At 43.6% G+C, this 23,340-nt stretch carries 27 protein-coding genes; 8 read left to right on the forward strand and 19 right to left on the reverse strand.

What is annotated here, in order from left to right:
* The first annotated feature begins 2 nt into the window (after positions 1-2).
* Positions 3-203, forward strand: coding sequence for a hypothetical protein (locus ACYQ4O_RS03430; protein WP_460174764.1), 201 nt, complete (start codon positions 3-5; stop codon positions 201-203).
* A 43-nt stretch (positions 204-246) separates the two neighbouring features.
* Here ACYQ4O_RS03430 and ACYQ4O_RS03435 read toward each other — a convergent pair whose 3' ends face one another.
* The 3 genes from ACYQ4O_RS03435 to ACYQ4O_RS03445 are packed head-to-tail and all read right to left on the reverse strand — an operon-like array spanning position 247 to position 2,817.
* Positions 247-471: a hypothetical protein gene (locus tag ACYQ4O_RS03435; protein ID WP_460174765.1), complete on the reverse strand. Its 225-nt coding sequence runs from the start codon at positions 469-471 to the stop codon at positions 247-249.
* A complete protein-coding gene (locus ACYQ4O_RS03440; RefSeq protein ID WP_460174766.1) occupies positions 468-2,072 on the reverse strand; it encodes a TrbL/VirB6 family protein in 1,605 nt (534 codons plus the stop codon). Before ACYQ4O_RS03440 ends, ACYQ4O_RS03435 begins: the two co-directional genes overlap by 4 nt.
* Position 2,073: 1 nt before the next feature.
* Entirely contained in the window at positions 2,074-2,817 is a 744-nt protein-coding gene (locus tag ACYQ4O_RS03445) for a type IV secretion system protein (protein WP_460174767.1), read from the reverse strand.
* A 297-nt stretch (positions 2,818-3,114) separates the two neighbouring features.
* Here ACYQ4O_RS03445 and ACYQ4O_RS03450 point away from each other — a divergent pair, with 297 nt between their 5' ends.
* On the forward strand, positions 3,115-3,438 hold the full coding sequence (locus ACYQ4O_RS03450; RefSeq protein WP_066593158.1) for a type II toxin-antitoxin system RelB/DinJ family antitoxin: 324 nt from the start codon (positions 3,115-3,117) through the stop codon (positions 3,436-3,438).
* Positions 3,423-3,761, forward strand: coding sequence for a type II toxin-antitoxin system RelE/ParE family toxin (locus ACYQ4O_RS03455; RefSeq protein WP_308514976.1), 339 nt, complete (start codon positions 3,423-3,425; stop codon positions 3,759-3,761). The genes ACYQ4O_RS03450 and ACYQ4O_RS03455 overlap by 16 nt, the downstream gene beginning before the upstream one ends.
* Positions 3,762-3,775: 14 nt before the next feature.
* Here the strand turns inward: ACYQ4O_RS03455 and ACYQ4O_RS03460 are convergent, their stop codons facing one another.
* The 5 genes from ACYQ4O_RS03460 to ACYQ4O_RS03480 are packed head-to-tail and all read right to left on the reverse strand — an operon-like array spanning position 3,776 to position 7,888.
* Positions 3,776-6,250: a VirB4 family type IV secretion/conjugal transfer ATPase gene (locus tag ACYQ4O_RS03460; RefSeq protein WP_308514974.1), complete on the reverse strand. Its 2,475-nt coding sequence runs from the start codon at positions 6,248-6,250 to the stop codon at positions 3,776-3,778.
* A 6-nt stretch (positions 6,251-6,256) separates the two neighbouring features.
* Positions 6,257-6,583, reverse strand: a complete 327-nt coding sequence (locus ACYQ4O_RS03465; RefSeq protein ID WP_308514972.1) for a VirB3 family type IV secretion system protein — start codon at positions 6,581-6,583, stop codon at positions 6,257-6,259.
* A 4-nt stretch (positions 6,584-6,587) separates the two neighbouring features.
* The gene (locus ACYQ4O_RS03470; RefSeq protein WP_308514970.1) at positions 6,588-6,878 is read right to left on the reverse strand and encodes a TrbC/VirB2 family protein; all 291 of its coding nucleotides are present in this window, start codon (positions 6,876-6,878) and stop codon (positions 6,588-6,590) included.
* 22 nt (positions 6,879-6,900) lie between these two features.
* Complete coding sequence (locus ACYQ4O_RS03475) at positions 6,901-7,554, reverse strand: lytic transglycosylase domain-containing protein (RefSeq protein ID WP_308514968.1); 654 nt, start codon at positions 7,552-7,554, stop codon at positions 6,901-6,903.
* Positions 7,547-7,888: a hypothetical protein gene (locus tag ACYQ4O_RS03480; RefSeq protein WP_308514966.1), complete on the reverse strand. Its 342-nt coding sequence runs from the start codon at positions 7,886-7,888 to the stop codon at positions 7,547-7,549. The genes ACYQ4O_RS03475 and ACYQ4O_RS03480 overlap by 8 nt, the downstream gene beginning before the upstream one ends.
* Before the next feature lie 87 nt (positions 7,889-7,975).
* Here ACYQ4O_RS03480 and ACYQ4O_RS03485 point away from each other — a divergent pair, with 87 nt between their 5' ends.
* The 3 genes from ACYQ4O_RS03485 to ACYQ4O_RS03495 are packed head-to-tail and all read left to right on the forward strand — an operon-like array spanning position 7,976 to position 8,899.
* Positions 7,976-8,242 (forward strand): AbrB/MazE/SpoVT family DNA-binding domain-containing protein, encoded by a 267-nt coding sequence (locus tag ACYQ4O_RS03485; protein WP_308514964.1) that lies wholly within the window; start codon positions 7,976-7,978, stop codon positions 8,240-8,242.
* The gene (locus ACYQ4O_RS03490) at positions 8,239-8,583 is read left to right on the forward strand and encodes a type II toxin-antitoxin system PemK/MazF family toxin (RefSeq protein ID WP_308514962.1); all 345 of its coding nucleotides are present in this window, start codon (positions 8,239-8,241) and stop codon (positions 8,581-8,583) included. The genes ACYQ4O_RS03485 and ACYQ4O_RS03490 overlap by 4 nt, the downstream gene beginning before the upstream one ends.
* Positions 8,573-8,899 carry a hypothetical protein gene (locus ACYQ4O_RS03495; RefSeq protein WP_460174768.1) on the forward strand — a complete coding sequence of 109 codons (327 nt, stop codon included), beginning with the start codon at positions 8,573-8,575 and terminating at the stop codon, positions 8,897-8,899. The genes ACYQ4O_RS03490 and ACYQ4O_RS03495 overlap by 11 nt, the downstream gene beginning before the upstream one ends.
* Positions 8,900-8,951: 52 nt before the next feature.
* Here ACYQ4O_RS03495 and ACYQ4O_RS03500 read toward each other — a convergent pair whose 3' ends face one another.
* From ACYQ4O_RS03500 to ACYQ4O_RS03545, 10 genes are all read right to left on the reverse strand, one after another.
* Positions 8,952-15,407 (reverse strand): autotransporter domain-containing protein, encoded by a 6,456-nt coding sequence (locus tag ACYQ4O_RS03500; protein ID WP_460174769.1) that lies wholly within the window; start codon positions 15,405-15,407, stop codon positions 8,952-8,954.
* A 32-nt stretch (positions 15,408-15,439) separates the two neighbouring features.
* Positions 15,440-16,999 (reverse strand): ESPR-type extended signal peptide-containing protein, encoded by a 1,560-nt coding sequence (locus tag ACYQ4O_RS03505; RefSeq protein WP_460174770.1) that lies wholly within the window; start codon positions 16,997-16,999, stop codon positions 15,440-15,442.
* Between the two features lie 559 nt (positions 17,000-17,558).
* Positions 17,559-17,753 carry a hypothetical protein gene (locus tag ACYQ4O_RS03510; RefSeq protein ID WP_308515248.1) on the reverse strand — a complete coding sequence of 65 codons (195 nt, stop codon included), beginning with the start codon at positions 17,751-17,753 and terminating at the stop codon, positions 17,559-17,561.
* Positions 17,754-17,846: 93 nt separating this feature from the next.
* Positions 17,847-18,584, reverse strand: a complete 738-nt coding sequence (locus tag ACYQ4O_RS03515; RefSeq protein ID WP_460174771.1) for a TrbM/KikA/MpfK family conjugal transfer protein — start codon at positions 18,582-18,584, stop codon at positions 17,847-17,849.
* Positions 18,585-19,288: 704 nt separating this feature from the next.
* Positions 19,289-19,627, reverse strand: a complete 339-nt coding sequence (locus tag ACYQ4O_RS03520; protein ID WP_308515244.1) for a hypothetical protein — start codon at positions 19,625-19,627, stop codon at positions 19,289-19,291.
* A gap of 22 nt (positions 19,628-19,649) precedes the next feature.
* A complete protein-coding gene (locus tag ACYQ4O_RS03525; RefSeq protein ID WP_308515242.1) occupies positions 19,650-19,955 on the reverse strand; it encodes a hypothetical protein in 306 nt (101 codons plus the stop codon).
* A 20-nt stretch (positions 19,956-19,975) separates the two neighbouring features.
* On the reverse strand, positions 19,976-20,134 hold the full coding sequence (locus tag ACYQ4O_RS03530; RefSeq protein WP_460174772.1) for an RRXRR domain-containing protein: 159 nt from the start codon (positions 20,132-20,134) through the stop codon (positions 19,976-19,978).
* Positions 20,135-20,418: 284 nt separating this feature from the next.
* Entirely contained in the window at positions 20,419-20,601 is a 183-nt protein-coding gene (locus ACYQ4O_RS03535; RefSeq protein ID WP_282197575.1) for a hypothetical protein, read from the reverse strand.
* 87 nt (positions 20,602-20,688) lie between these two features.
* Positions 20,689-20,994, reverse strand: coding sequence for a helix-turn-helix transcriptional regulator (locus tag ACYQ4O_RS03540; protein WP_460174773.1), 306 nt, complete (start codon positions 20,992-20,994; stop codon positions 20,689-20,691).
* A gap of 23 nt (positions 20,995-21,017) precedes the next feature.
* Positions 21,018-21,272, reverse strand: a complete 255-nt coding sequence (locus tag ACYQ4O_RS03545) for a transcriptional regulator (protein WP_282197577.1) — start codon at positions 21,270-21,272, stop codon at positions 21,018-21,020.
* 141 nt (positions 21,273-21,413) lie between these two features.
* Here ACYQ4O_RS03545 and ACYQ4O_RS03550 point away from each other — a divergent pair, with 141 nt between their 5' ends.
* Positions 21,414-22,112 (forward strand): hypothetical protein, encoded by a 699-nt coding sequence (locus ACYQ4O_RS03550; RefSeq protein WP_460174774.1) that lies wholly within the window; start codon positions 21,414-21,416, stop codon positions 22,110-22,112.
* A gap of 15 nt (positions 22,113-22,127) precedes the next feature.
* Here ACYQ4O_RS03550 and ACYQ4O_RS03555 read toward each other — a convergent pair whose 3' ends face one another.
* A complete protein-coding gene (locus ACYQ4O_RS03555; RefSeq protein WP_460174775.1) occupies positions 22,128-22,433 on the reverse strand; it encodes a hypothetical protein in 306 nt (101 codons plus the stop codon).
* 162 nt (positions 22,434-22,595) lie between these two features.
* Between ACYQ4O_RS03555 and ACYQ4O_RS03560 the strand changes: the two genes are divergently transcribed.
* Positions 22,596-23,340, forward strand: a 745-nt coding sequence (locus ACYQ4O_RS03560) for a DUF1376 domain-containing protein (protein ID WP_460174776.1), incomplete at its 3' end; no start/stop codon positions are given.

The following is a 23,340-nucleotide window of genomic DNA, read 5'->3' on the forward strand; positions in this document are numbered from 1 at the left end:
TTATGAAGGCCCAAATGCCTGCTGCCGATCTGAAAAAACTTGTGAATTCCTCTGTTAAGGGAGCTGCCAAAAGAAAGCTAAAAATCAAAAAATATGATTTAGGCATCCTCTTAGAAGAACATGAAAAGATTCGACATTTATTCGAAGACGAATACAAGCAATGGGAATCTTTGTCTGCCCAAGGAGAAGAGAAAGTTAAATAAGATTGCATCTCATTTTTGGGCTCAAACTGGAATTTGAACAACTTCATCTCCCTTGGCTCGGATCATTTTCGCTCTCAAAACTGAAGTTTCTTGTTGCCGCATCTTGCTTTGCTTGCGAAATTTTTTCTTTGCGGGCTGCTTCTCTCTGCTTAGCAAACTCAACCACAGAGACTTTCTGTCCTGAAGGCTGAGGAGCTTTTGGAGCACCGCACCCGGAAAGAGCCAACACGCTTACTGCTGTCAATAAAATCAGTAATTTTTTATTCATTTTTTATTCCTTTTTAGGATTTCCTCGGCTTTTCGTTGGTTTTCGGCCGCCACCGCTTCCTCTTTAGCTGCAGTCTCCGCAGCAGAGGCCGACTCTGCCGTAGGTGAAGACTGATGGTTTAAATTCACGCTGTCTGCCGGTGAGCCGAATCCGGCTCTTGAGTCAAACTGACTTCTGTCCCAGCCGAAATCACTTGAAGAACTTTGAGGTTGCTGAGAACTATGAACTGTGCTTCCCGCAGCTGCAGACCCTGCAGATACTGCAGGCCCCGATGCAACTGTTGAAGAGTTCGAGCTAGCCGATGCAGCAGGGCCGGAAGAATAAGAACTCGCAGAGCCGGATGATCCGGATGCGCTGGAAGAGCCGGCTTGCACTCCGGAGCCGGCGGCAGCGTAATTTGCCCCGACTCTCATGGCGTTTTGTGCTGCAGTTTGAGCTTCCGCCGGAGTTTGAGCCATAGAACCGCCGGTGGCCTGGTTACTACTGGAATCCGCTGCATAATCTTTGCCGGCGAAAAAGTTCATCCCTGTTCCTAACGTATAGCCCAAAGAAGAGGCAGCAAAAGCCCCTGTTTGATTCAACCCGCTTCCGCCAAGGATATTCTTTGCTCTTTCTTTAATCTCTTCATTGCCTCGAGCAGCTCCGTAACCGAGCATCCCCCCGCCCATAAAGGCAGCAACAGTATGTCCGATACCGCTGAACATTCCGGCCATTGAAGCAGCCTGCAAAGCCACGCCTCCGGTGATACCCGCTGCAAAGGACGGAATCGACTTGACAACCGTAGCGATAGAAAAGACAACGACGGTAAAGATAGCTAGTTTGATAAATAGAGCAGAAAAGTTCTTTCCGGCCTGAGCCTTAATAGCGGCATTTGTTAGGTCTAGTAGATTATCGTGAAAGATACCGTTAATTAAAAGCAGAGTTGCGGCTATAGCAACTAAAGTAAAGACCCAGCAAATCATTGCTCTCAGCCATCCGTCAAACCAAGATCTAGTTGACTGAAACATGAGACATGCAATGAACATCGGACCGAAGGCCAGCCCCATAACAATGAAGATTTCATATAGAAGCAGATACCCGACCGCAAATATCATGAAGTAGACGCAAACCACAAACATGATGAGCATGAGCACCATGATAAAAAGGACAATCCCAATGTTCTCACCGAACATCCCAAGTCCTGTTTTCTCCCAAACCTTTTGAATAGCGGTAAAACCATCCATAAAGGACTTCCATGTAACGTCACAAGCCGCCCACGCCGAAGAAACTGTAGTGGTCTCATCAACAGCCCTAGAAACCGCCGAAAGAAGCATCGACTCCACCCCGTAAACCGCAGGGATGATGTATTCCGCAAACATTGCAGCATTAAGCGCAAACATTGAAACGACGGTGATCTTTGCGCAGCTCTCTGCCAGACCTGCAAGTGATCCCTCAACTCGTCCGCTGCTGATTTGCCAGGCCCGCACAATAAAGAAAATCAAAATTGCAGAGCTCACTATCGGCAAGATATCGGTGATGATTGACGCCGATACAGATTCAGCAAATCGCTGAATCATGCTTCTTACCTGATCTCCGAAGGCCTCGAAAACGCCGGCTGCCATATCAATTTCTCTTCTTCGGTTTATTAACTGGGGCTAAAAGATTGTCTAAATCCGCCTCAGTAATCGGAGGGAACATCTCTTGAAAAGCTTTTTTCTTTGCAGCTTCTTCCAGAGCTTTGGATTGTTGCGCCATCTGAGCCTGCTGAAACTGCGCCGCAAACTGCGAAGCGTTCAAAGCTACTTGTTCTGCTTGAATTCGAGCTGACAAATCTGCAATAGCTTTAGCGTCTTCTGCCTCATTGATTTTTGACATCAGAGATTCAATGTTCTGAAGTCTTTGAGCAACGGTATTCTGTCCTTGCTGTAAAGCAGCTGCAGTCTCCGCTTTATAGTTTTGAGACCTCAGGCAATATTCCTTTGGTTCTCCTTCAAGCTGCTCACAGGCTTTTCCTAGTTCGAATTTTTCAAAAAACTGTTTTCCAAGATTACTAAGAGTTCCGGTGCCGCTAAGAATTGAATTAAGCCTTGATTGGACATCTTGAGGAATCAAATTTCTCAAATTCAGATCGTACTTAAGCGTGCCGAAGCCTCTGTTTCCGGTGAAATTTTTCAGCTGGTTAACTGCTGTGTTGTACTGTTGAAGCTGCGTCTGATAGGCTTGCTGCAGCTGTTGAAGCTGCAAAACAGCCTGAGTAATTGCGCTCACATCCACTGTCGGGATGCCGGAGGCAAAAACCTGACTGCCCAAACCTAAGCTCAGACAGAAAGCCAGAGAAATTACAAATTTTCTTTTTTTGATTTTCATTATTTTCTCCTTGGATAACTAATTACTGTCATTTTTTGGGGTTCTTATCCAACTGAAAGTTACATCCCCGTTGTCTAGGAACAACTCCTTTCAAGGCAGCAGAAAGCTTCTTTTGAGGACTCCGAGCAATAAAACTGTGGTTCTCCTATACAGTAGTTTTCTGCCCCCTTTAACCTTTGTTCCCCCTTTAACCTTTGTTTTTTAACCAACGAAACCAAAAGAAGTAAAGAAAAGGTAGTTCTTCTCAGAAGCGGGTTATTTAGGTGTACACTGTGGACACAAATAGGAGGAATACAATTGTTAGCGGTTAATTCGAATACTTTTCTTAAAGTCCGAGTCTCAGAAGATATAAAGCAAAATGCAGCTGCTTTATTTGAAGAATTAGGCATGAGTCTTTCTGAGGCAGTCAGACTATTTCTGATTCGATCAATTGCAGAACAAAGATTGCCCTTCGATCTGAAATCTAAAAACGAGCCATTAATTCCAGCTCTGATGACCGAAGAGCAATTGGTTTCAGAAGTCTTGGAAGGATATAACTCCCTGAAAACCGAAGAGACATTTTCTTTAGAAGATGTCAGGAAAGACACTGACCGCATTTTAAGAAAATGTGCTACAAAGTAACTATTTCCAAAAAAGCCCGTGAGGATCTTGTAAAGCTCACTACTTATTTGGCCGTCGACTGTGCTGTCCCCATCACCGCAGAACGCCAACGCAATAGAATTCTGGAAGGCATAGAGTCTCTTAAGCAGTTTCCTTACAGGTGTAAATGTTTTCTTACCAAGGAGAAGTTCCAAGGCATTGAGTTCAGAACTCTGATCCTTGACCCCTGGCAGGTCATTTTTGTCATTGATGAAAAAAGTAAAACTGTTGATATTGTCCGTATCCTGAGTTCTCGGATGGATCTTCCCTCTCATTTGCAAAAACAATTCTCTTTGAGGCCTTGATTGAGTCGCTTTCTTCATGCCGCACCTTCCTCTTGAGGCAGTGACTTTTCCCCTAAGAAGTAAGGAATCCACTCGTTAGGTTCTTCTCCCACAAGATTGAACAATTTTTCTGCGAACTGAACAGAGCCGGCATTGCCGGACAGAATTTTCAGAGCTTTTTTAAAAGGTCCGAGATCCAGTCTTACAAGCACAGAGACTGGCCCCTGCTTGATGACAGCAAGGCGGCTTTGCGTATCCATCTTTTTGATAATGGAAAACTCATCTTTAGTTGTCTTGAAGCCCTCTACATAATCGCTTTCTTTGGCATAGGGATTCGGCAGATAAATCTTTGTTGCACTGTTATCAATAAATGCACTGCCTCTCTCGTTTTTAAGCACATCTTCCGGAGACTGCGTAGCAAAGACAAAGATGCCGTTTTGTTTACGGATTGTTTTCAGTTTGTCGAAGGCATACTTTGCCGTAACAGGATCGGCCAAATACTTCCAAAACTCATCCATGACAATAATGGTGCGTCTCTTATCCTTCATAACCTGTGTTTCGATAAGATGCAGGATCAGTTCTGTAAATGCCCCACGGCATTCGGCATTTTCCAGAAAATCGGTTCCGTCAATGCCGAAATTCGAATACTCGTTTAGATCTAAAGTGTTCTCTTCGTTGTCAAAGCACCAAGCCAGAGGGCCGTCGAGAATCCATTTTTTGAGCCTCAATTTCAATGATGTTCTGGCAGCCGCTGCAGTATCTCCTTGTTGAAAAAGCTGAGATAAGTAAGCTAACCGTCTGTCTTCTTTGGGAAGACTCATAACCGTTGTCACGGCTTGAGCAATTCGGTCTTCATCCATCGGATCAATCGGCAGTCCGTCTCGGGCTAAAAGCCGCTTGGTCCAACCGATTAAAAACTGAATATTTGCTTGTGTCGGCTCCAGCTGAAACGGATTAATCCCGGAAGGAGCGCCGTTTTCAATTGTGAGATAGCCGCCTCCCATAGCTCGAATGGCAAGTTCTGCGCCTTTATCCTTGTCAAACAAAATGACTGAGAGCTTATGTTCTGCAGTTCTATATTTCTGCGCACAAAACAATAGGAAATTCAGAAGAACAGTTTTACCAGCTCCAGATGCTCCGATGATAGAAGTGTTGCCTAGCGGGACTTCTCCGAAAGAATCCGCCTTTGCATCCGTGTAATGAAAATTAAAGTAGTAGGGCTGATTCGAGGGCATTCTCATCAGAGTTACAGCCTCTCCCCACGGGTTACGGTCTCTTTTTCCGCACGGGAAATTGTGAAACGCTGCCAAGTGAGCAAAGTTCATGCTCGTAATTCTTGCGACTCTCGGACGTTGTTTGCATCCGGGGATTTGATGCAGATAACTTGTCGGTAAAGCTAAAGTAGACTTCACTGGCAGAAATCCTGCGTCTTGCAGTTTCTTTACGGCATCGTTGGCGTTTTTATAAACCTTTTCTTTATCTCCGAAAACGAAAAGCGAATAGCAGTATTCACCGACAACAATCTCACCGTTTGCGACCATATCACGGGCTATCGAAAGAAGCCTAATCTGACTTAAGCCGTCATCTTCAGCATTGTTCAATTGATTCTGCTGCCGCTTCAGAACAGTCAGACCTTTTTGTTTGCTCATGGCTGTAAAGGTCTGAGTTTCAATAAACGGATAAGGACTCTGGTCGAAATTACTGTTGTAAAGCAGTCCGTCTAAGATTCTTGAGAAGGTTGCCAAGGGATAATCTTTGAGCTCTATAGACTGAGCATAACTGTTTTCAAGAGCAGTTTGAAATTCAATTGTGTCGCTTCCGACGAATATCTGAACATTGCCCAAGGCTTCATCCAAAGGCATCGAAGGGACTCTGATTTTCTGCCATTGGCCGGTAATCAGATAGTTGTAAAAACTTAACTGATTAGAGTAAGTGATGCCGTTTTCCGCATACTCGGAAAGAATAACCGGCTCATAGTCCTGCAGGGACTCGTAAAGAGCTAAGAAAACTTTTTTGAAGTCCTCAATTCTTTGGTCTAGTTCTTCTTTAATTTCTTCCGGTTTTCTTTTATCTCCTCCGAAAAGCGTAAAGATGCTAAGAGGATTTGCTTTATGACTGACTAACGTTACATAAAGCTCTGTTGCCATTAAATTACCGTCGGAAACGTTCCTGTTGTACTCAGAAATGAATCTGTTTACAAAATCAGTTCTGGGATCGGTAGGAGCCGACAGTTCATCGTGGATTACTCTTCTAATCCGATGAACTTTGATGGATATTTCATCAGTTTGAGAGGCACCGGCCATCACTTTTAAAAAGTTGTTCTGACGCTCTGCATCTCTTTGTAGATCTTCGTTGCTTACAGCTTCAAAGACCTTCCCGGAAATTTTTACTGTTGCGACAAGATCTCCTTCTTTGCAGATCACAATTCCTGGCGCAATCACTGCCGAATAAGGCAAATAGGCAGATAAAGACTTTTCTTGTTTTTCTTTAGACTGTTTTTCTGAGAACACTGCCGTTTACTCCTTTTTCTGTAGGTCGTTCAAAACACAAACACAGTCGGCTTTTTGTTTCGGGGAAAACGAAACAATTCCCTCTTGGTAGTTCTTGTTGGCTCCGTTAGCCAGCGGAAGACGATCAAGAATTTGCTGAAAAATTTGATCGTCTTTATCTGCAACAGACTTGAGATAAAAATGCAAAGGTACGCACAGAAGCAGCAGGGGCACCCAAACCCAGAGCCCAAGCAGAGAGAAAAGTCCGATATTGGCGACAAAGGCTTTGATCGGGACACCGAAAACACACGGTGTCCTCGTCGCACCCTTAAACAAAGGAGCTTGCAAATCCATAGACCTAACCCACAAGAAGCTCTGCAAGCCAAGGAGCAGCTGCCACGACAATAGCTCCTAAGAAGGGGCCGGCAACGTGCTGGATAGTAGCTGCTGTAAAAATCATCTTGTAGCCTGCCCACAAAATAGCAATGGTCACTACTACAAGAGAAACTCCCTGCAGCACATTTAAAATCGTCTGAAAAAGATTGTTGACGCTCTGAGTTCCTGCTGCCGCCAGTGCAGGATCTGCAAAGGCAGCAATTAAGAACAGAGAAAGGAATGCGGGGGCTTGAAGTTTGCTGATAAATTTCATATAAATATCTCCTTTAGGAAAGTTAAAAAATAAGTCCCCTCGTCTGCTGTGATGACGAGGAAATCAAAGGCCTGGAAGTGTTTTCTTCCGGCAAATTCTTTTGTTCTGGTGCTGTAATAGAGGGCACTTGCGCTTGGAGCCCGGCAGAAGTTCTTACTTTGTTGACATAACCATGGTCATAGCCGGTTTTAAAGTTTCCCGAGTAATAACAAGACAATGCATCATGCAAAGCTTGCTGGCCTCTGGCTCCCTCTCTTTGCGCTTTGGCGTAACACGCACCTAAAATCTTTGAAGCAGCCTTTAAATTCGTACAGGCATCCAATGCTTGAGCAGCGTCCAACCCATACTTCGAAAAGTTCTTTTTATTGATTTGCGCTAGTCCAACTGAATAATTAGCCCCTGATAACTCAAGTTTGGCTATCGTGCTCATGGCTTCATGAAACGCTTTAGGTTGAACAACTGAACCTCCGACCACTCCTATAGCGTATGGATTGAAGTCCGATTCTGTTTTGACTAAGGCACGCAGTGTGTCGACTGCCACCGTTGGAGCGCACCGTTTGGCAAGCAATTCGAAGTCGTCTGCGGCTGCACTTGCTGAGGCAACTAAAATCAAACCTCCGGCTAGGATCTTCGTGAACTGACGAAGACTGAAGCCTGTGGAACTTTCGTTAGGCATCGTGACCTCCTTTAAGAGTTCCTCTTCGATAGTCTCTTGCCACATCTCTGACGAACCACAGATTTAAGTCAAGGAATTTGGAAAGACTCCTGTAGCCCCAGCCGGAACCGATAAATGCAACGACTATGGGTTTAAACGCCTCACGTTCGAGTCCCATTCTCTCCAGAAAATTCTCTTTTCTCCCGTGAGTTTTCAAATGCCCCCAGTCAATAACCGTTCTTCTCTTAACCGGAAGAATTTGTGAAACCTGCATACAAGTCAGTCCTGCTGCGAGCATATCTTCTGCTATCTCTCGGTAATCCGAAGCCTCACGTGTCATTTTTTCGTAACTCAATTGACTTCCTTTTCCATTAATACGTCCGGGTACATAGTTCTTAACTTTTCAGTTATACTTTTATATAACTTATTAAGGGAGGTGCCCATGACTACAACGACATTGAGAAGAGCCGGGGGCTCTGCAATTACAACCGTTCCTTCTTTCATTAGTAATTTTTTGAAACTAGAAATCGGGGATGAACTTACGTGGGAAGTAGAAGACGGTAAGGTCATCCTCAAAGCCTTAAAGACGGTGAGAAAAAAAACAAAGCTAGATGATTTGTTAGACAAATTTGAAGCATCCAAAACTAGCCGCACCTTGGAAGATGAACAATGGCTTAACTCCGCTCCGCAGGGCAAGGAACTTTTATGAAAAAGATATGCAGAGGAGACATCTACCGAGTCTGCCTTGACCCCGTTCAGGGAAGGGAGCAGCAAGGAACAAGACCAATTTTGGTTGTTTCTTCCGACCGCTTCAACGCCGTTACGCAAACTCAGGTTGTACTTCCCATTTCTAATGGTGCAGGTTTTGCCAGAGACAACGGTTTTGCCGTAACTCTTATGGGAGCAGGACTTGAAACCACTGGTGTTGTACGCTGCGACCAACCGAGAACGCTTGATCTTGCTGCACGCAACGGAAAATTTTGTGAAAAGGTACCTGACTTCATTATTCAAGAAGTTCTTGACAAAGTGGAGGCTTTGTTTGAACACTGATTTGAAACAACACTCTTTGAAAGAAAAAGAGTTGATTGCAAAACGTTTGAAACAAGCAATTAAAGATGCAAAGGCTGGACGTGTGTATTCAACCACAGAAGTTTTTGGCGAGATCGTTAAAAATCCCGTGCATAAGGAAAGCTCAACAGTAGAAAAGAAATCTATTCGCATAGCTAACTCCATGCTTTTTGCCATGAATTCTTTGCAAAAAGATATGAAAGGGGAAGCCGAAAAAACAGAGCTGACAACTGACGAATCTGCTGTCGAGTTGATTGAACACATGCGTAAAGAGCAAGGCAATTCAGAGGAAAAATAATTCAACGTCATAATTAAGCTTCAATAGGCAGGGTAGATCCCTGCCTTTCTCCTTAGAACCTGTATCTCCCTTCGAGCTTGACTGCTGCATCAAGCTTGCCCGCAGAACCTTTGGTCAAACCGAATTGAAGTCCTCCGGAAACGCCTTTTCTTTCAACCTGCACTCCGGCCTGAAGTTTTGAGGAGAACCTTCCGGCAAATTGATTGGACATAGAATCGAGTTCTCCGACAGTAACCCCTGAAACCGTTGTAGAGTTTTTAAGGTTTCCGATGCTGTAAACAAGAGTCAAATCAGCTTGAGGGCGAATTCTCCAGTCTCCGAAAGAAGCTTGTGCTTCAACACCGACACCAAGGGGAACCTGAAGCAAATTCGTGGAAGTTCTGCCGTAACGGAAGGCACTTTGACCGTTAAGTTTCGTGGTGTATCCCTGTGTATGAGTTCTCATCCAGCGAAGGCCGGCGTGAGGAACGATATGAACGTTTTCAGAGACCTGAATGTTTTTCTCAAGTTTTGTTGCAACGTTGGCAACTGTATTTTTAATACGTGCCTCCGAGCGGTCAAAACCCGACCACAAAGGCAGTGACTGCGAAGCTTTACTTATGTTCTGGCCGACATTGATTGAGCTAATCCAGTTCAGATCGTTGCCAAAGTCCTTAGCAACATAGCCATGGACCATCCACTGATTGAATTTGTTCCGTGTTGCGACATAATCTCCAAGAGAGTCTGCTTTACCCTTCTGGAAGGAGAACGCTAAACCTGCACGTACATCAGGCATAGCCTCGAACTGATGATCTGCTCCGATAACAAATCCTCCCGAATAAGCTCTGAAGCCGCCGTTCATGTTGCCCGCACCATCCAAATCATTTGTCCTCAGACGGGTTCCTAACAAATCCGCCCACAAATGCAATCCGGAATAATCTTTCAGCACGCCGTTGGCATAACCGTAATCTCTGAAAGAAAGGTGTTTTTCAACAGAATCGGTTGCACTGTCTGCCAAGTCATTAGTAATAGACAAAGCACCCGATGCCTGACCAATCATGACCACGGAATTAAGCAGCTTAGTCTTAATATCCCTGCCGGCTGTCTTATCCTTGAGAATCTTGCAGATGAGCTGCTCGTCAGCTCCTCCGGAACAAGGACCGTTTAACGCTTTGTTAACGTTATTCGGTATAACAATATCCGGATAAAGGGTCCTGACATCTGCTAACTGAGCATTGACCCAAATATTCGCTGGATCATGATGCAGGGTCAGAATCCACTCAAGACCCGTACCCTGCTGCGCAAGTGCATAAAGATTATCTTTTGCTATCCAGCCTCCGATCCAGCCGGTTTCATCTTCATTGCCTGAAGTGACAAAACCGCTGACAATTGAGTAGTCTCCGGGCTCCTGCAGGTCTCCTAAGACTAAAGTTGCTCCCGGCTCCACAGTCACTTTGGCGATATCGCTCTTTGTAGTAAATATCGGTGAATTTGCAGCCGCTTCAGCTTTGATCACAGTGTAGCTGCCGTCTGCAAAATACAAGTCACCGTTGCCGATTTGGACATGATTGTCTTCATCTGTCCAGACTTCCGGACCAACAGCAATGCCTCCTCCCGGCCCGGTAACAACCTGCTCGGTAACAACCAGGCGGCTTGGGACATCAGGAATACGAAGAGCACTGACAACATCTGCAAACTCCAGTGCGTCTTCACCTAAGCCCAAATCACCGTTATTCTTGACATAAATATTCGTATCAATTGGTTTATCGGTTCTGAATTCGACTTGAGCTTTATTTTCTTCAGCCAATGGCTTGTCATTGCCGATGACTAAATCTCCGCCGTTAAGATCGGTATCTTTAGCATTTAGTTCACCGGATCCGACTTCAACTTTTCCGTCGTCGATGGTGAGCTTATCCGTATTGGTTATGCCGGTATTTTCAAAGTCACCGCCGGCAATTTTGACTTCATTCCAAATCGAGGTGCCTGAATTCTTATGGGTGCCGTCCGGCCCTACAGTTTTGATATCTCCTTTTTCATAGCCTTTATTGTCTGAGAGACCGCCGTCTTTGATAGTCATATCATCGTAGTTGGCCGTGCCGTCATTGGTAAGAGCACCGGTGACTTCAGTGTTTTCTACTTTCGTTGCATCAAGCCTGCCGTCTTTCTCATTGTGCAGCTCACCGTCAACAGCAAGCTGGTTCCAGATAGAAACGCCGGAGTTAGCGTGCTTGCCTCCGTCTTCAATCTTGAGCCACTCTCCTTTTTCGTAGCCGGTATTAATAGAGCTGCCGCCGTTTTGCACAGTCATGTCTTTGTACTGAGCTTGGCCGTCATTTGTAAGAGTTCCGCTTACTTCAGTATTTCCGACTTTTGAAGCATCGAGTGTGCCTGTCTTGGTATTAACAAACTCTCCGGCAACATTAAAGCCGTCAGCTATTTCCAAAGATCCGGAATTTTCCTGTTTACCGCTCTGGCCGACATCAATCCTGTTCCAGATGGAGACTTTAGAGTTTTGATGAGAACCGTGAACTGTCAGCCATTCTCCTTTTTCATAATTTGCTGTAGTAGAAGAACCGGTATCTGCAATTACCATATCGTTGTAATTTGCCACCCCGGTATTGTCGAGCTCTCCGGCGATCTGAGAGGTTTGAATGGAGCTAGCAGTTAAGTTACCTTTGTTTTCAAAACGTCCTCCGGCTGCAACTTCAAAAGCCTTCTCATCTGTATCGGCATCTGCTTCAGCCAAAGTTGACGTCGAAGAGTCAGCTCCAATCACAAAATCTTTAAAGTTTTGAATAAGACCGGAAACACTGACTTTCTTAAAGAAAGAGGAGCCGTCGTTGACGTGTTTTCCTCCGGTTTGAACCTCAATGGCTTTTCCGCTTTCTTCTCCCTTATTAACAGAAACTCCGTTTTCAGCAATGGTAAGTACAGAATAAAGCCCAGAACCTTTGTTCAAAAGTTCATTGCTGACAATAAGGTTAGTTTTATTAGCAGAACTGAAAATTGCTCCTTCTGCATTTTCAAACTTACCTTTAATCTCAAATGGAATATGGTCTTTATCGGCAACTTGTCCGGAATGAGAGTTACCTAACCAGATTTGACCTTCGTTGAGCCAATCTCCGGTGCCGGTGTAATTGTGCGAATGAAGAATAGAGCCTTTATTGATGTGAATCTTGCCGTTGTTTTCAATATCCCAAACAGCATACTCACCATTCTTGGCCTCTACAGTGCCTGAGTCATGGATGAGCAGTGAGCCAATCCAGCCGATTGTCGGGGTATGGGCTGCGAAGCTTCCGTAGGTAAATTTTCCGGAAACTTCAACATGACCTCCGTCATTGTTGTCATTTTTAATTAATGCAGTCTTCTCGTTGAATAAAACACTGTCAGGGACACTATGAACGTTGTTTCTGTCTTCATCAGTTCTGATATCGTCATCATCGTGATGACCGACGAGCACAAACTCCTTGCCTTCTTCAATATGAACTTGATCGGCACCGTCAACACTTAGAAAACCAATACCCTGGTTTACATCAATGACGTTTGCATTCGGATGATTGTGCTCATTAAAGCCGATAACCAAATTATGGTTTAATTTATTAGGATCGTTTGCTGATTCGTTGTACAGAACAGTATGGCTTAACACCACTCCGGCGAGATCTCCGCTGCTCTGCTCCGAATCGAACTGGTTAGCTAAGTCAACAGTTAATTTTCCGTCAACTTGGCCTGTGAAAGCTAAGTACACACCAGAAGAAGTGTCTCCGGGCGTATAAGGATTATCGGGATCAATTACTCCGGGATTTTCAGCACTCGCTACAAAATGCTGCATAGCATCAATAACGCCGGACATCTTTAGATATTCGTCATTGAAAACGACGAGTCCGCTGTGCCCATAAACAGCATTTTTTACTTCTTCCTTCATGGCCCCAACGCTTGTTGCGCCGAGCACTTGGGTAGGAACACCAATCTGACCGCTGGAATCAGTTCCGTCAAGCGTCAAAATATCCCGTTTAACATCATTGAATACTTGATCAAGTTTTGTTTCCAGCGCACCGCCGGCCAATACGACAGAATTTTCAGTTGTACCGTCGAAATTGAGTTTGTCGGCTTGAAGAACACCGCCTTCGTAGACATTAACCGTCGTCTCACTTGTAAGCTCAGGTGTATAGACAACCGTCAAGTTATCTTTCCAATGCTTTTTACTTTCTGCAGGGGCAGTAGTTGTAATGATCGGATTCTTTCCGCTCCCGCTGATATTAATAGTGTTATTACCCAGCCCGGCAGCGTTGCCTTCGGCGTCTTTAATCAGAGAGCCGTCGAGTTTTCCTCCGCTGATATTCAAAGTGGCGTTGTCAAACCACCCTGAATCAGATTGAAGAGAGCCGGCAGTCTGGTTGTAGACTGCTCCGGCAGAGGAATCAATGGAAGCCAGATGAAGATTTGCTGAATTGTTTAGAACCGAACCCTCAGCAAGTTCAGCATGTCCTAGTTTTGCATCACCTTTGACATCCAATTGTCCTTTGACATCTACCTTTCCGCTCTGAGAGCCGCCTTGAAGAGCAAGAACCGCCTCGTTGTCAACTGCAACGTAACCTTCTCCTGTAACGCTGTCAACTTCGTAGAGTCCGGCTTTAACCAGCAAGGCTGCGTTTGTGTCAGTAAGTTGAATTGCCGCCGTCTTTCCGGAATATGTACCTTCCAAGCCTTTAGAGCCGAGAATCAGTTTAGAAAAACCTTCTACAACTGTATTGACAGCCGTGATTAAGAAATTAGAGTTATCCTTTTCTCCGACTAACTCTAAAGTTTTGCCGTCTTTTACTGTAATTGAAGCTGCTTCATTTACGCCTTTGAAACCGGCGGAGTGCTTAACTCCGTTTTCTCCAATTTCAACGTCTTTTCCTTCACCTTCCAGATTGTGACTAATGATTGTGACGTCTCTTAAGGACTCCACGTTGTCATAAAGTTCATTGACTTTGGCAACATTCAATTTATCATCATGTGAAACGCCGGCTATAGTGCCTTGGAACTCAAGCGTAGTTGCGGATCCAAACTTTGATTTGAATTCTTTCTTCAAATCATCTGCCTGCGTCTGGGTTAGATTGACGCCGGTAACGATGACTTTTCCGCCGCTAAATGTGGCGTGGTCAACCAGATTCTGAGCAACAGTTCCGGGAACATAGTGACGGAAAAAGTCAGTAAGAGCCGTCTTGGTTTCTTCCGGTAATTGGGCATCCATACTGACGGTCGTCAATGCCGTTTGTCCTTGGCTGCCTAAGGAGTCAAATACGTTGAATGCGTTATTTGTTTGAATGGTGCCGGATGAATTCAGTTTTGAACCGGCAGCAAGCGCAAAACCATTCTGGAAGTTGATTGCTCCGGTGTTGTTGAGATTGCCGGCAATAGTGAATGCATTAGTTTCCGTCCAGCTGCCACGGTTATTTAGCGTTCCTGTCGAAGACAAGTTTCCTCTGCTGATGACATTACCAGTGAGAGCTAACGTTCCGCTTGAGGTCAATGAACCGTATAGATCAGCATTGCCAATAGTCAGGTTTCCTGTGTTAGAAACAGAACCGCCGGACTGGTTGAACTGAGTTATCGTTAAAGTGCCGGCGTTGCTAAGAGCACCGTTGCTCTTATTGAAAGTGCCGAAGTCATAACTGCCGCCTGTTATGTTGATATTTCCGGCTATCTGAGTTAATAAATTTCTATTGGTTAAATTTCCGCCCCCTAAAGTAAGTGAATTGCCAACAGAAAATTGACCGCTTTTCCCTCCGACGACCAACGAAGATTCATTAGTAAGAGTACCTCCTAAAAGTGATAATGAATTGGAAGCATAGGTTTGGACGTTGTTAGTTTGCTTGTATGAACCGTTACGAACAATCATATTTCCGTAATTTATCGTCCCTGTTTCAACCGAGGAAATATCAAAATTTCCTGAAAAGTCCAAGGTGCCTGCCGACATATTTAAATGGACATGGAAATAATCTGACCTGTTGTCAATGGTTGCCCCTTGAGCAACCCTCAAAGTTCCGCCAACAGAAAATGAAGTATTTACAGTGCCTCCGTCGTGAGAATTTCCACTGCCGACACGTAACAATCCCGCATCCAAATAAAGATTGTCACGAACGTGTAACCCTCCAGTGATTTGGGATGCCCCATCTCCTCTGTGAGTTATCACCATGTAAGGGCTGGTTACAGTCAGGTTGCCATTTACGGTCAAAGTTTGATTTTCCATGCCACGATAGTCTTTTGAAGTCCAAGAAACATGGAGAAAATCATCAAAAGCGGTTGCATTTCCATTGATAATGTAGCTGTCTCTCAGAGTGTTTTTTTCGTTCTCTTTAAGCGTTCCAAGTTCGACATCACCGGTAATGGTTTGGACTGCATATGAAGTTAAAGGTAAGAGGAGAGCAATTGTTCCAACCAAGGCATTTTTCCCACCTTTTTTACTTGCGGCGGCAGCAACCTCGCTAACTGCCACAAAGCACCCTCTAGCCTTATTCCAAATCCTTTTAAAAATCTTGTTCATTTTTTCTCCTGAAAGAAATACAGAAACTTCAGTTAGCACTCTTGTAGAAAAGTGCTGGCGGAAATTTCTGTTGGAAGGAGAAAAAACTTTGATTTGAATTCTTTCTTCAAATCGTCTGCCTGCGTCTGGGTCAGATTGACGCCGGTAACGATGACTTTCCCGCCGCTAAATGTGGCGTGGTCAACCAGATTCTGAGCAACGCTTCCGGGAACGTAATGGCGGAATAAGTCAGTCAATGCCGTCTTCGCTTCTTCCGGCAATTGCGCATTCCTGCTGACGGTTGTCAATGCTGTCTGGCCTTGGCTGCCTAAAGAGTCAAATACGTTGGAGGCGTTATTTGTTTGAAGAGTTCCTGCATTATTAAACTTCGAGCCATTTTGAAAGTTCCATAAGCCGGCAGTAACGAAAGTTCCACTATTGTTGAAGGTACCTTGTAAAACTATCGGACTATTTTCGACCCAAGAACCTTGATTATTTATGGTTCCCTTTAAAGCCAATCTTCCATTGGTTACTACATTCCCTCTAAGAGTCAGCGTATTGTTGTTATTAAGGCTACCGCCGTTAAGAGTGACATCAGTAAGAGTAAGGGAATTATTGTTGTTTAAAGTTCCGCCGTTTTGTACGAAATTTGAAAAATCATAGGCAGAGTTAACATTTATCGTGCCCTGGTGTTGAACTAAGCCGTCCCGGTTATGAATTGCTCCGCCGTTTAGGTTGAGCACATTCCCTACAGCGACCTTGTTTTGCTCCATTGCACCTATAACCAGAGCCCCGTTATTTCCTAAAGTAGACCCGCTGAAAAGGTTCAATGTTCCAAAATAAACATTATCAAAGCCATTCGGAGTGTTCGAGCCTTGGCCGAAGTATCCGCCGTTCCGCAAGTTTCCGACTGCAATTGTTCGGGAATATTTTGTGTTAATAGATCCGCCGTGGCCGTGGTAACTTCCATAAAGATCAAGAACATTGAGAACGTGTGTGGACTCAGCGAACTGACTCGAAACACCGTAGGTACCCGGAGCATTTATAGAGCCACCGTTCTCAATAGTTGTAGTGCCTCCAACCTTTAAATAGCTTGTAGCTTTTCCAGACTTATCCTCGAAAAAGTTGGAAGTATGCAAGTAAGAAATACTGGAAATGTAGAAATTATCTCGGATGTTCAATGTTCCCGTTGCATCTTTTAAATGCACATGGGCCAATGTGTATCCCGTCGGATTCTGAGGATATGGATCAATTGAAGGAAATTGGAGATAAAAACTTCCGTTGACTTGGAGGTTTCCAATCGGCAAACCTCCAACCTTTGATTGATCAGCAAGATAAAAAGCACAAGTCGAGTCCATGTAATAGTTACCGTTAACGATTACATTCTCATCTTGTAGGTGATGCATATTGATGGTCATTCCCTCCTGCTGAGAGACGTGCCAATCGGAATTAATGGTTAGGGTGCCAGCTGCTCCAAAAGAAGGAATCACAGCCAACAAACCTATAACTAAAACATTTTCTCCGCCTTTCTTACTTGCGGCGGATGCAACTTCACTGACCGCAACAAAGCAGCCTCTGGATTTGTTCCAAATCTTCTTAAATATTTTGTTCATAAGTAAATTACCTTACGGTTACTGGACTTGTCTTCCGACTTGTCCGTTACAAACACCTTTCGGTATTGTTCCCCTCGCCAATGTTGCAGAGCGGCGTTTTGTTCCGAATCGTTTCGTACTTACCCATAGCTTGTCTGCTTTCGGAACTTTCAGGGTCCGGAGCTGAGGAAGCACCCCGGAGTGAGTCTTGAACCTCTCTGCAACGTAGTCAGCATTGCTGCCGACTGAGGCTGGTCAACCAGGCTTTTGCAAGCCTCGGGCTTTTAGCCCGGGGTGGTTAACATTCGTTCTATATTTAACTTGGCCGGTTAAATGGACGCTTATGAACTTTTGAGAAGAATTATCTTTTACCGTACCTTCTCATTACGGGGCCTTTGTCTTTATAGATGCTCTGAATATTTAAAATAGGACAGTTCGGAGGCGTTTAAATTTACCGGCCAAGTAAAAATTTAAACTTTTTTAGCATCCGGCCTCCGAACAGCCTTGAAGAAAAAACCTTTGTAAAATAAATGCTTGCACTAAAAAGCTGAGATAAGAAAATTCACAAAGGTTAAAAACTTTAGGCCGCCTTTTTCTTCTGAATCCAAGCTAGCAGCTCGTTCAAATCTTCTGACTTCTTTTTCAATGTTTTTTGCCCTTGTTTGATTCTTGCTTCATAGATAACTAGCTTTCTGATGCCGGCAAGACCTTGTTTGAGCTTTTCTCCCACTCTAACAACTTCAACATCTGCGAGTTTTTCTTTATTAACAATCATTTTTTTTCTCTCGGGATTTACCACGGAGAAATTCCTTTGAAGTTACCGGGGGATAATTCATCAGATATTTCTCCATGGTTATGAAACTTTGCTCTACCAATGCACTCGTCTGAAAATTTTGCCGTCGATATAAACATCAATCGCTCGTCTGCTTTGGTAGTCCTGCCACAGCACCTGCTCATAGACTTTGACCGGCCTATAACAAGTAGTGGCATAACTCGATTCACCGGAATCTTCATAGCATGTGTAAGGTTCGTATACAGTGCCTTGATAACCTTTAACACAGGCTTTGGTTCCGGCCCAACGCCCGGCAGAACTGCTGCCTTCGTCATTGTTGCCGGAGAAAAAGTGTTCTCCGCCCCAGTTGTAAGACGAAGAACCACGCTTGATATACTGAGTCCTTCCTCTTCTTCCTGAAGTTAAGTCCAATCCGTCTAACTTACCTTGCAAAAGATATCCCTTCGGAGCATCCTCCAGTCCGTATAGCGAGCAGGGGTCAAAACCGTCGTTAAGCTGCTTTGCATAATTGCCTTCCCCAGCCATCGGGCACTGCGGAAACGAGCATGGATGGCGTTTCGACAAGCACTTAAACAATTTATCAATAGGAGGTCGGCATTCGCTTACCGCCCTTGGCCCGTTTGGGTTTGCGAGACAAAGAAGAACTTCGCATCCCCAGCGGTCATCACCGGTCATAAAATCTATGCTTGGCATCCCCGGAATCTTTGAATAATTCTCCTGAGCCATGACCTTAAATGCAAAACAGGTTAAAAGGCCCGTACCGGCGATAAAACAAAGTGCAGTTTTTAGTCTTCTGGATTGAGTTATCTTCATTTTTTATCCTTGAATAACCGGAGATTGAGTCCTCCGAAGGGAAGAATAGAATTTGATTTGCACACTCAAATTACTAATCAACCCTCGGAGAAGATAATGAACTTGAAACGAACTCTTATAAGACTGAAACTTGCCCTTCAGTACAGAAAAATCAGGAAATTTATTTATATTGGTAGTGCTGAGATACTCTTTCTCGGAATTCTTCCCAGAATTTGGTTTGAAGTGCAGAGAGCTGGGTACTCTAGTGACAGCCTTCTTGATTGGACGACCGCGTCTCTCGCGTTCATAACTCTTGGTGTTACTCTCTACTTCTGGGATATTGGCAGAGATAACTCTATGATTATCAACATTAAAATCTTTGATTTCCAGACAATTAACGGGACAAAATCCCTTCAAGAGATCCAAGTAAAAATTACATCTTTGCGAGAGCAAATTTATTTGGAGTCGGTTAAAGTCTCCGACCCTCTGAACAAATTTTTCCCAGAGCCAACTCTTTTGAGTAAAACCTTTGACGAAAAATTTTCTGTAAAACTCAACATGAAAGCTATACCAATTTACTCTCTGGGAGAGACAACTACAGTGAGATTGTTCGTCTTGTTTCCAAAGGAAGAAACAGAGCATTTTCTTAAATTCATTTTCAGTGACGGTTCGCAGGAAAATGTTTTCGTAAGATTTCCCCTGTCTAACGGTAAATGAATACCTCTTCACAAATATGGAATACACAAAGCCCCCACTGTAATGGCGGCAAAGGCCGCATACTCTATGAATAATTCCAGCGGTTTTGGAAAATAATAAGGTAGTCCTGCAATCAGGCAGGCGGTGAAGAATTCCGTACCCCAACTGGAAGTATTGAAAAAAGGTTTTAGATCCGGGAGAATTGCTGTCGCTATAACTGACCCAAGGAAAACCAATGTAGTTGTTGGACATGGTTCTTTCAATCCATTTACTGCGCAATAAACAACACCCAAGATACTGGCTTGAAGGAGTATTTGATACTGAGTCGCTTGGGTAAACATAGTTTTTCCAGTTCTTGCTTTTTTCATCTTTCCCGGTAAATTTCATCTCCTACACCTCTCTGAAATCACTCGGCATAACGCACAAATCAAAACTTTTGCCTAAGACAGACAAATTCATCGTCAGTCCTTTTACAAATCCTTTTGTAGTTGAAACATATATAGGGGAACAGTCAGGAAGAATGCAGTAACCGTTGGCCGCCCATTCCAAATTCTTCACAGCGGAATAGACAATTTGGTAAATTTGCGGTTCCGATTCCGACGCCGGCACATCTTTGTACAACTCGGTCAGAAGAGCTCTTAATCGGGTCACAAACTGAGGTTTTAATTTCTTTGTTAACTGGATGCAGTTGTTCATCTAACTTCTCCAAAGATACCTCAGGTTTCAACCCGAGGAGGAGTTGGACAGCCTTCCCAACTGTAGGAATAACCAGCCACCCGGGCCCGTCCTTTTTTCAGGAGCTTTCTTGCTCTTGCCGGATGACAGGGCATCAGGCTCCTGCCTTTCCTATCTAATACAAATACAAATGTCGTCATAAATAAATTACCTTACGGTTACTAGACTTGTCTTCCGACTTGTCCGTTACAAACACCTTTCGGTGTTGTTCCCCTCGCCAATGTTGCAGAGCGGCGTTTTGTTCCGAATCGTTTCGTACTTACCCATAGCTTGTCTGCTTTCGGAACTTTCAGGGTCCGGAGCTGAGGAAGCACCCCGGAGTGAGTCTTGAGCCTCTCTGCAACGTAGTCAGCATTGCTGCCGACTGAGGCTGGTCAACCAGGCTTTCGCAAGCCTCGGGCTTTTAGCCAGGGGTGGTTGACACTCAATCTCCCACTGCTGCCGCCAAAATGACAAGAATCATTCCAAGAACCAAGAGTCCCATCACAGCAAACTGCCCCATACCCACAGTTTCCTTTTCGAACAAAAAGGCCGGACTCAAGGCAATACAGGCAAGTCCGCTCAAAAGCAGAATCAATTGAATTTCAGAAGATGAAGCATTTGCCATTTTGATTTGGGATGAGATTTATTAATTGTTATTTCCCCGCTGTCTTTTAATATTTTTAGTGGAACTTGCGGGGGTTCGGTTAAAAAATTACGCAACTTCTGCCGGTTTTATCTTATTCACCCTCTTGTTGTACTCATAACAAAATACAGAAGCCTTCAGGAGTCTCTCTGTCAAATTCTCAATTGACTCTCCGCTTGTATTAGCTGCTTTTTTAATGATGTAAGCATCAATCTCACACTCAAAGAAAGATACCCAACGAGCTGTATAACGAGTTGGAATCGGAAATTCCTTATCTTCTTTCATTAATTCATAAACACGCTGAACCGAGCAGCCCAATTTATCAGCCACGGTCTTCAGCCTTATCTGTCTTAAATTTGGTTCTTGGGCGTACATAACCTGCTTGCTCCAGCTAGCTCTTATTGAATTTGTTCTCTTCTGCTGTTTCGGCGTCGGTAAATGTCCCACACTTCTGCCCAATTGAAGCTTGGCAAAAGTTCCTCACAGGTAACTGCACCATTAGTAAACTCTTCAATTTTTGGACAGTGCGCTACTGGAACAGGTCTTCCGCTTTTTAACCAACCGTAGACATTCGCAGCATTTATGTTTAAATATTTTGCAAGCGCATAAGGGGTTTTAGTGTCCTCTCTAGCAAAATAATCAAGCAATTTCATTTTCTTTCTACAAGTCATCAAATATCAGCATATATATTATTATAACATATCATATATTCACATTGTGTATCTCAGCAAATTTTTTCTACTTGCTAATAATTACTATTAATTGATACTAGTAGTACTTATTGGAGAAAGAGAATGGGCGATACGACAGCTGACATAAGGCTTCAAAATCTCAATTTCCTCATTGAACAATACAAAACCATTGCAAATCTAAATATCGCTCTAGGAAGGGATAGAAGAGACTCGACGTTAAGTCAAATAAAAAACAGGGTAAAAATCAACAACTCTAAAGGCCGAAGGACCATGGGGTTTGAGCTTGCTCGAACCATTGAAGAAAAATTAAATCTTCCTGGTGGGTGGATGGATGAGTTTCACGAAAATATTCAGCCTGAAATACCAAAATTAGAATTGGTTAATTTATCGGACCTTAAAAAATTGAGTTCCATCCCCTTATTCATTCAACCGTCTAATGCTGACAAAGGCAGATGTGATCCTAAACTTAATGGAGAAATTCAATTGCCTAATTATTTTATAGATGGTCTGATTCAAGAACCCAATTCAGAACTAAAAGGTTTCATGCCTAATGAAAGTGCAATGTTCAAGACGTTGCCTCAAGGTTCTATCGTTCTTGTAAATTGCAGGATAACTCATTATGAAGGAGACGGCCTCTACCTCGTTCTAATTAACAATTTTCATAAATTCAGAAAAATCACGCAACTGTTGGATGGCAATTACATGATTGAAAGTGATATTAATAAAGAAGTTACTTCAAACCTGGAATCTCTCGAGGTTCTTGGAAAAGTAACAAATATTTGGATTAATCAAAAGGCCTAACTAACTCAACTATTTTTATTTAAAAATATTTGTCTGCAATCTTGCCTTTCTGCAGCTTTTCATTTGTTCTCCGATTTTTTTTGTATACGGCTCGGAAGCCTCAAGGGTTATTTTTTCCTCATTGAGAAGTTGGAGAATACGGCTGGTAAGAGACATTAACGTAGGGATATTGCAGTCCTCTCGTTTCAATTCAAGGCCGTTAACAATCTTCTTTATCTCTCCAAAACTCAAATTGTCTGCATCCTGCGGCAAGGTTGCAGCAATTGTTCCGAAAGACACAGCCAAGATTCCCAAACCAACACATAATTTTCTAAACAACATAAGAAAATTCCTTTATCAATCTGTCTAAAAAGATTATATCAATATTTGAAGTATTAGCAAATATCATATAAACTCTTCTCATATTAGTTGATGTTGAGATAAGCTCTTTTATTATAAAAATTTTCGCTTATCTCATAAATATTACTTTGATCAGGCGTAATGATGACAGAGTTATCTAAATGTCTTTCTTTCTCTAACGACGAATACGTCACCGACTTTTCTTACTTGAATCCCACTCAAGCCGGGTGCCTATTTAAGTTGAGAACAGCCTACTTTTTTTCAAAAACTCCCCTGTCTTCTGAACAGGTTGCTTATCTATGTCCTGCAGTTACGGAGCAAGATCAGCAGGCTCGGGAGTTCGTTTTAACCAAATTCTTTACTTTTTCTGGGGGGTTCTGGCATTCAGAACTTATGGAAGAAAAAATCAATTTAGCGAAGCAAGAGCAAGAAATTCTTGAAGCTGAAGAGAAAGCCAGAGAAATCAGATCGGAAAAAGCTAGAAAAAAAGCATTAGCTCGTTGGGGAACAACTGAGAAAGAAATGCCACAGCATGTGCTACAGCATAAAGACGAAAATGCCATAGCATCCAACTCTGACCAAGGAATGCCACAGCATATGCCACAGCATGTACTACAGCATAAAGATGAAAATGCCACAGCATCCAACTCTGACCAAGGAATGCCACAGCATATGCCACAGCATGTGCTACAGCATAAAGATGAAAATGCCACAGCATCCAACTCTGACCAAGGAATGCCACAGCATATGCCACAGCATGTACTACAGCATAAAGATGAAAATGCCACAGCATCCAACTCTGACCAAGGAATGCCACAGCATATGCCACAGCATCTGCCACAGCATATGCCACAGCATGTGCTACAGCATAAAGATGAAAATGCCACAG

This window comes from Turicimonas sp. TL08 (assembly GCF_054660695.1).

Bases quoted from the DNA above. Each gene is read 5' to 3' on its own strand.
- ACYQ4O_RS03430 (WP_460174764.1), top strand. From the start codon at position 3: ATGAAGGCCCAAATGCCTGCTGCCGATCTGAAAAAACTTGTGAATTCC.
- ACYQ4O_RS03435 (WP_460174765.1), bottom strand. From the start codon at position 471: ATGAATAAAAAATTACTGATTTTATTGACAGCAGTAAGCGTGTTGGCT.
- ACYQ4O_RS03440 (WP_460174766.1), bottom strand. From the start codon at position 2,072: ATGGCAGCCGGCGTTTTCGAGGCCTTCGGAGATCAGGTAAGAAGCATG.
- ACYQ4O_RS03445 (WP_460174767.1), bottom strand. From the start codon at position 2,817: ATGAAAATCAAAAAAAGAAAATTTGTAATTTCTCTGGCTTTCTGTCTG.
- ACYQ4O_RS03455 (WP_308514976.1), top strand. From the start codon at position 3,423: ATGTGCTACAAAGTAACTATTTCCAAAAAAGCCCGTGAGGATCTTGTA.
- ACYQ4O_RS03465 (WP_308514972.1), bottom strand. From the start codon at position 6,583: ATGGATTTGCAAGCTCCTTTGTTTAAGGGTGCGACGAGGACACCGTGT.
- ACYQ4O_RS03470 (WP_308514970.1), bottom strand. From the start codon at position 6,878: ATGAAATTTATCAGCAAACTTCAAGCCCCCGCATTCCTTTCTCTGTTC.
- ACYQ4O_RS03475 (WP_308514968.1), bottom strand. From the start codon at position 7,554: ATGCCTAACGAAAGTTCCACAGGCTTCAGTCTTCGTCAGTTCACGAAG.
- ACYQ4O_RS03485 (WP_308514964.1), top strand. From the start codon at position 7,976: ATGACTACAACGACATTGAGAAGAGCCGGGGGCTCTGCAATTACAACC.
- ACYQ4O_RS03490 (WP_308514962.1), top strand. From the start codon at position 8,239: ATGAAAAAGATATGCAGAGGAGACATCTACCGAGTCTGCCTTGACCCC.
- ACYQ4O_RS03500 (WP_460174769.1), bottom strand. From the start codon at position 15,407: ATGAACAAGATTTTTAAAAGGATTTGGAATAAGGCTAGAGGGTGCTTT.
- ACYQ4O_RS03505 (WP_460174770.1), bottom strand. From the start codon at position 16,999: ATGAACAAAATATTTAAGAAGATTTGGAACAAATCCAGAGGCTGCTTT.
- ACYQ4O_RS03510 (WP_308515248.1), bottom strand. From the start codon at position 17,753: ATGATTGTTAATAAAGAAAAACTCGCAGATGTTGAAGTTGTTAGAGTG.
- ACYQ4O_RS03515 (WP_460174771.1), bottom strand. From the start codon at position 18,584: ATGAAGATAACTCAATCCAGAAGACTAAAAACTGCACTTTGTTTTATC.
- ACYQ4O_RS03520 (WP_308515244.1), bottom strand. From the start codon at position 19,627: ATGAAAAAAGCAAGAACTGGAAAAACTATGTTTACCCAAGCGACTCAG.
- ACYQ4O_RS03525 (WP_308515242.1), bottom strand. From the start codon at position 19,955: ATGAACAACTGCATCCAGTTAACAAAGAAATTAAAACCTCAGTTTGTG.
- ACYQ4O_RS03530 (WP_460174772.1), bottom strand. From the start codon at position 20,134: ATGACGACATTTGTATTTGTATTAGATAGGAAAGGCAGGAGCCTGATG.
- ACYQ4O_RS03535 (WP_282197575.1), bottom strand. From the start codon at position 20,601: ATGGCAAATGCTTCATCTTCTGAAATTCAATTGATTCTGCTTTTGAGC.
- ACYQ4O_RS03540 (WP_460174773.1), bottom strand. From the start codon at position 20,994: ATGTACGCCCAAGAACCAAATTTAAGACAGATAAGGCTGAAGACCGTG.
- ACYQ4O_RS03545 (WP_282197577.1), bottom strand. From the start codon at position 21,272: ATGAAATTGCTTGATTATTTTGCTAGAGAGGACACTAAAACCCCTTAT.
- ACYQ4O_RS03550 (WP_460174774.1), top strand. From the start codon at position 21,414: ATGGGCGATACGACAGCTGACATAAGGCTTCAAAATCTCAATTTCCTC.
- ACYQ4O_RS03555 (WP_460174775.1), bottom strand. From the start codon at position 22,433: ATGTTGTTTAGAAAATTATGTGTTGGTTTGGGAATCTTGGCTGTGTCT.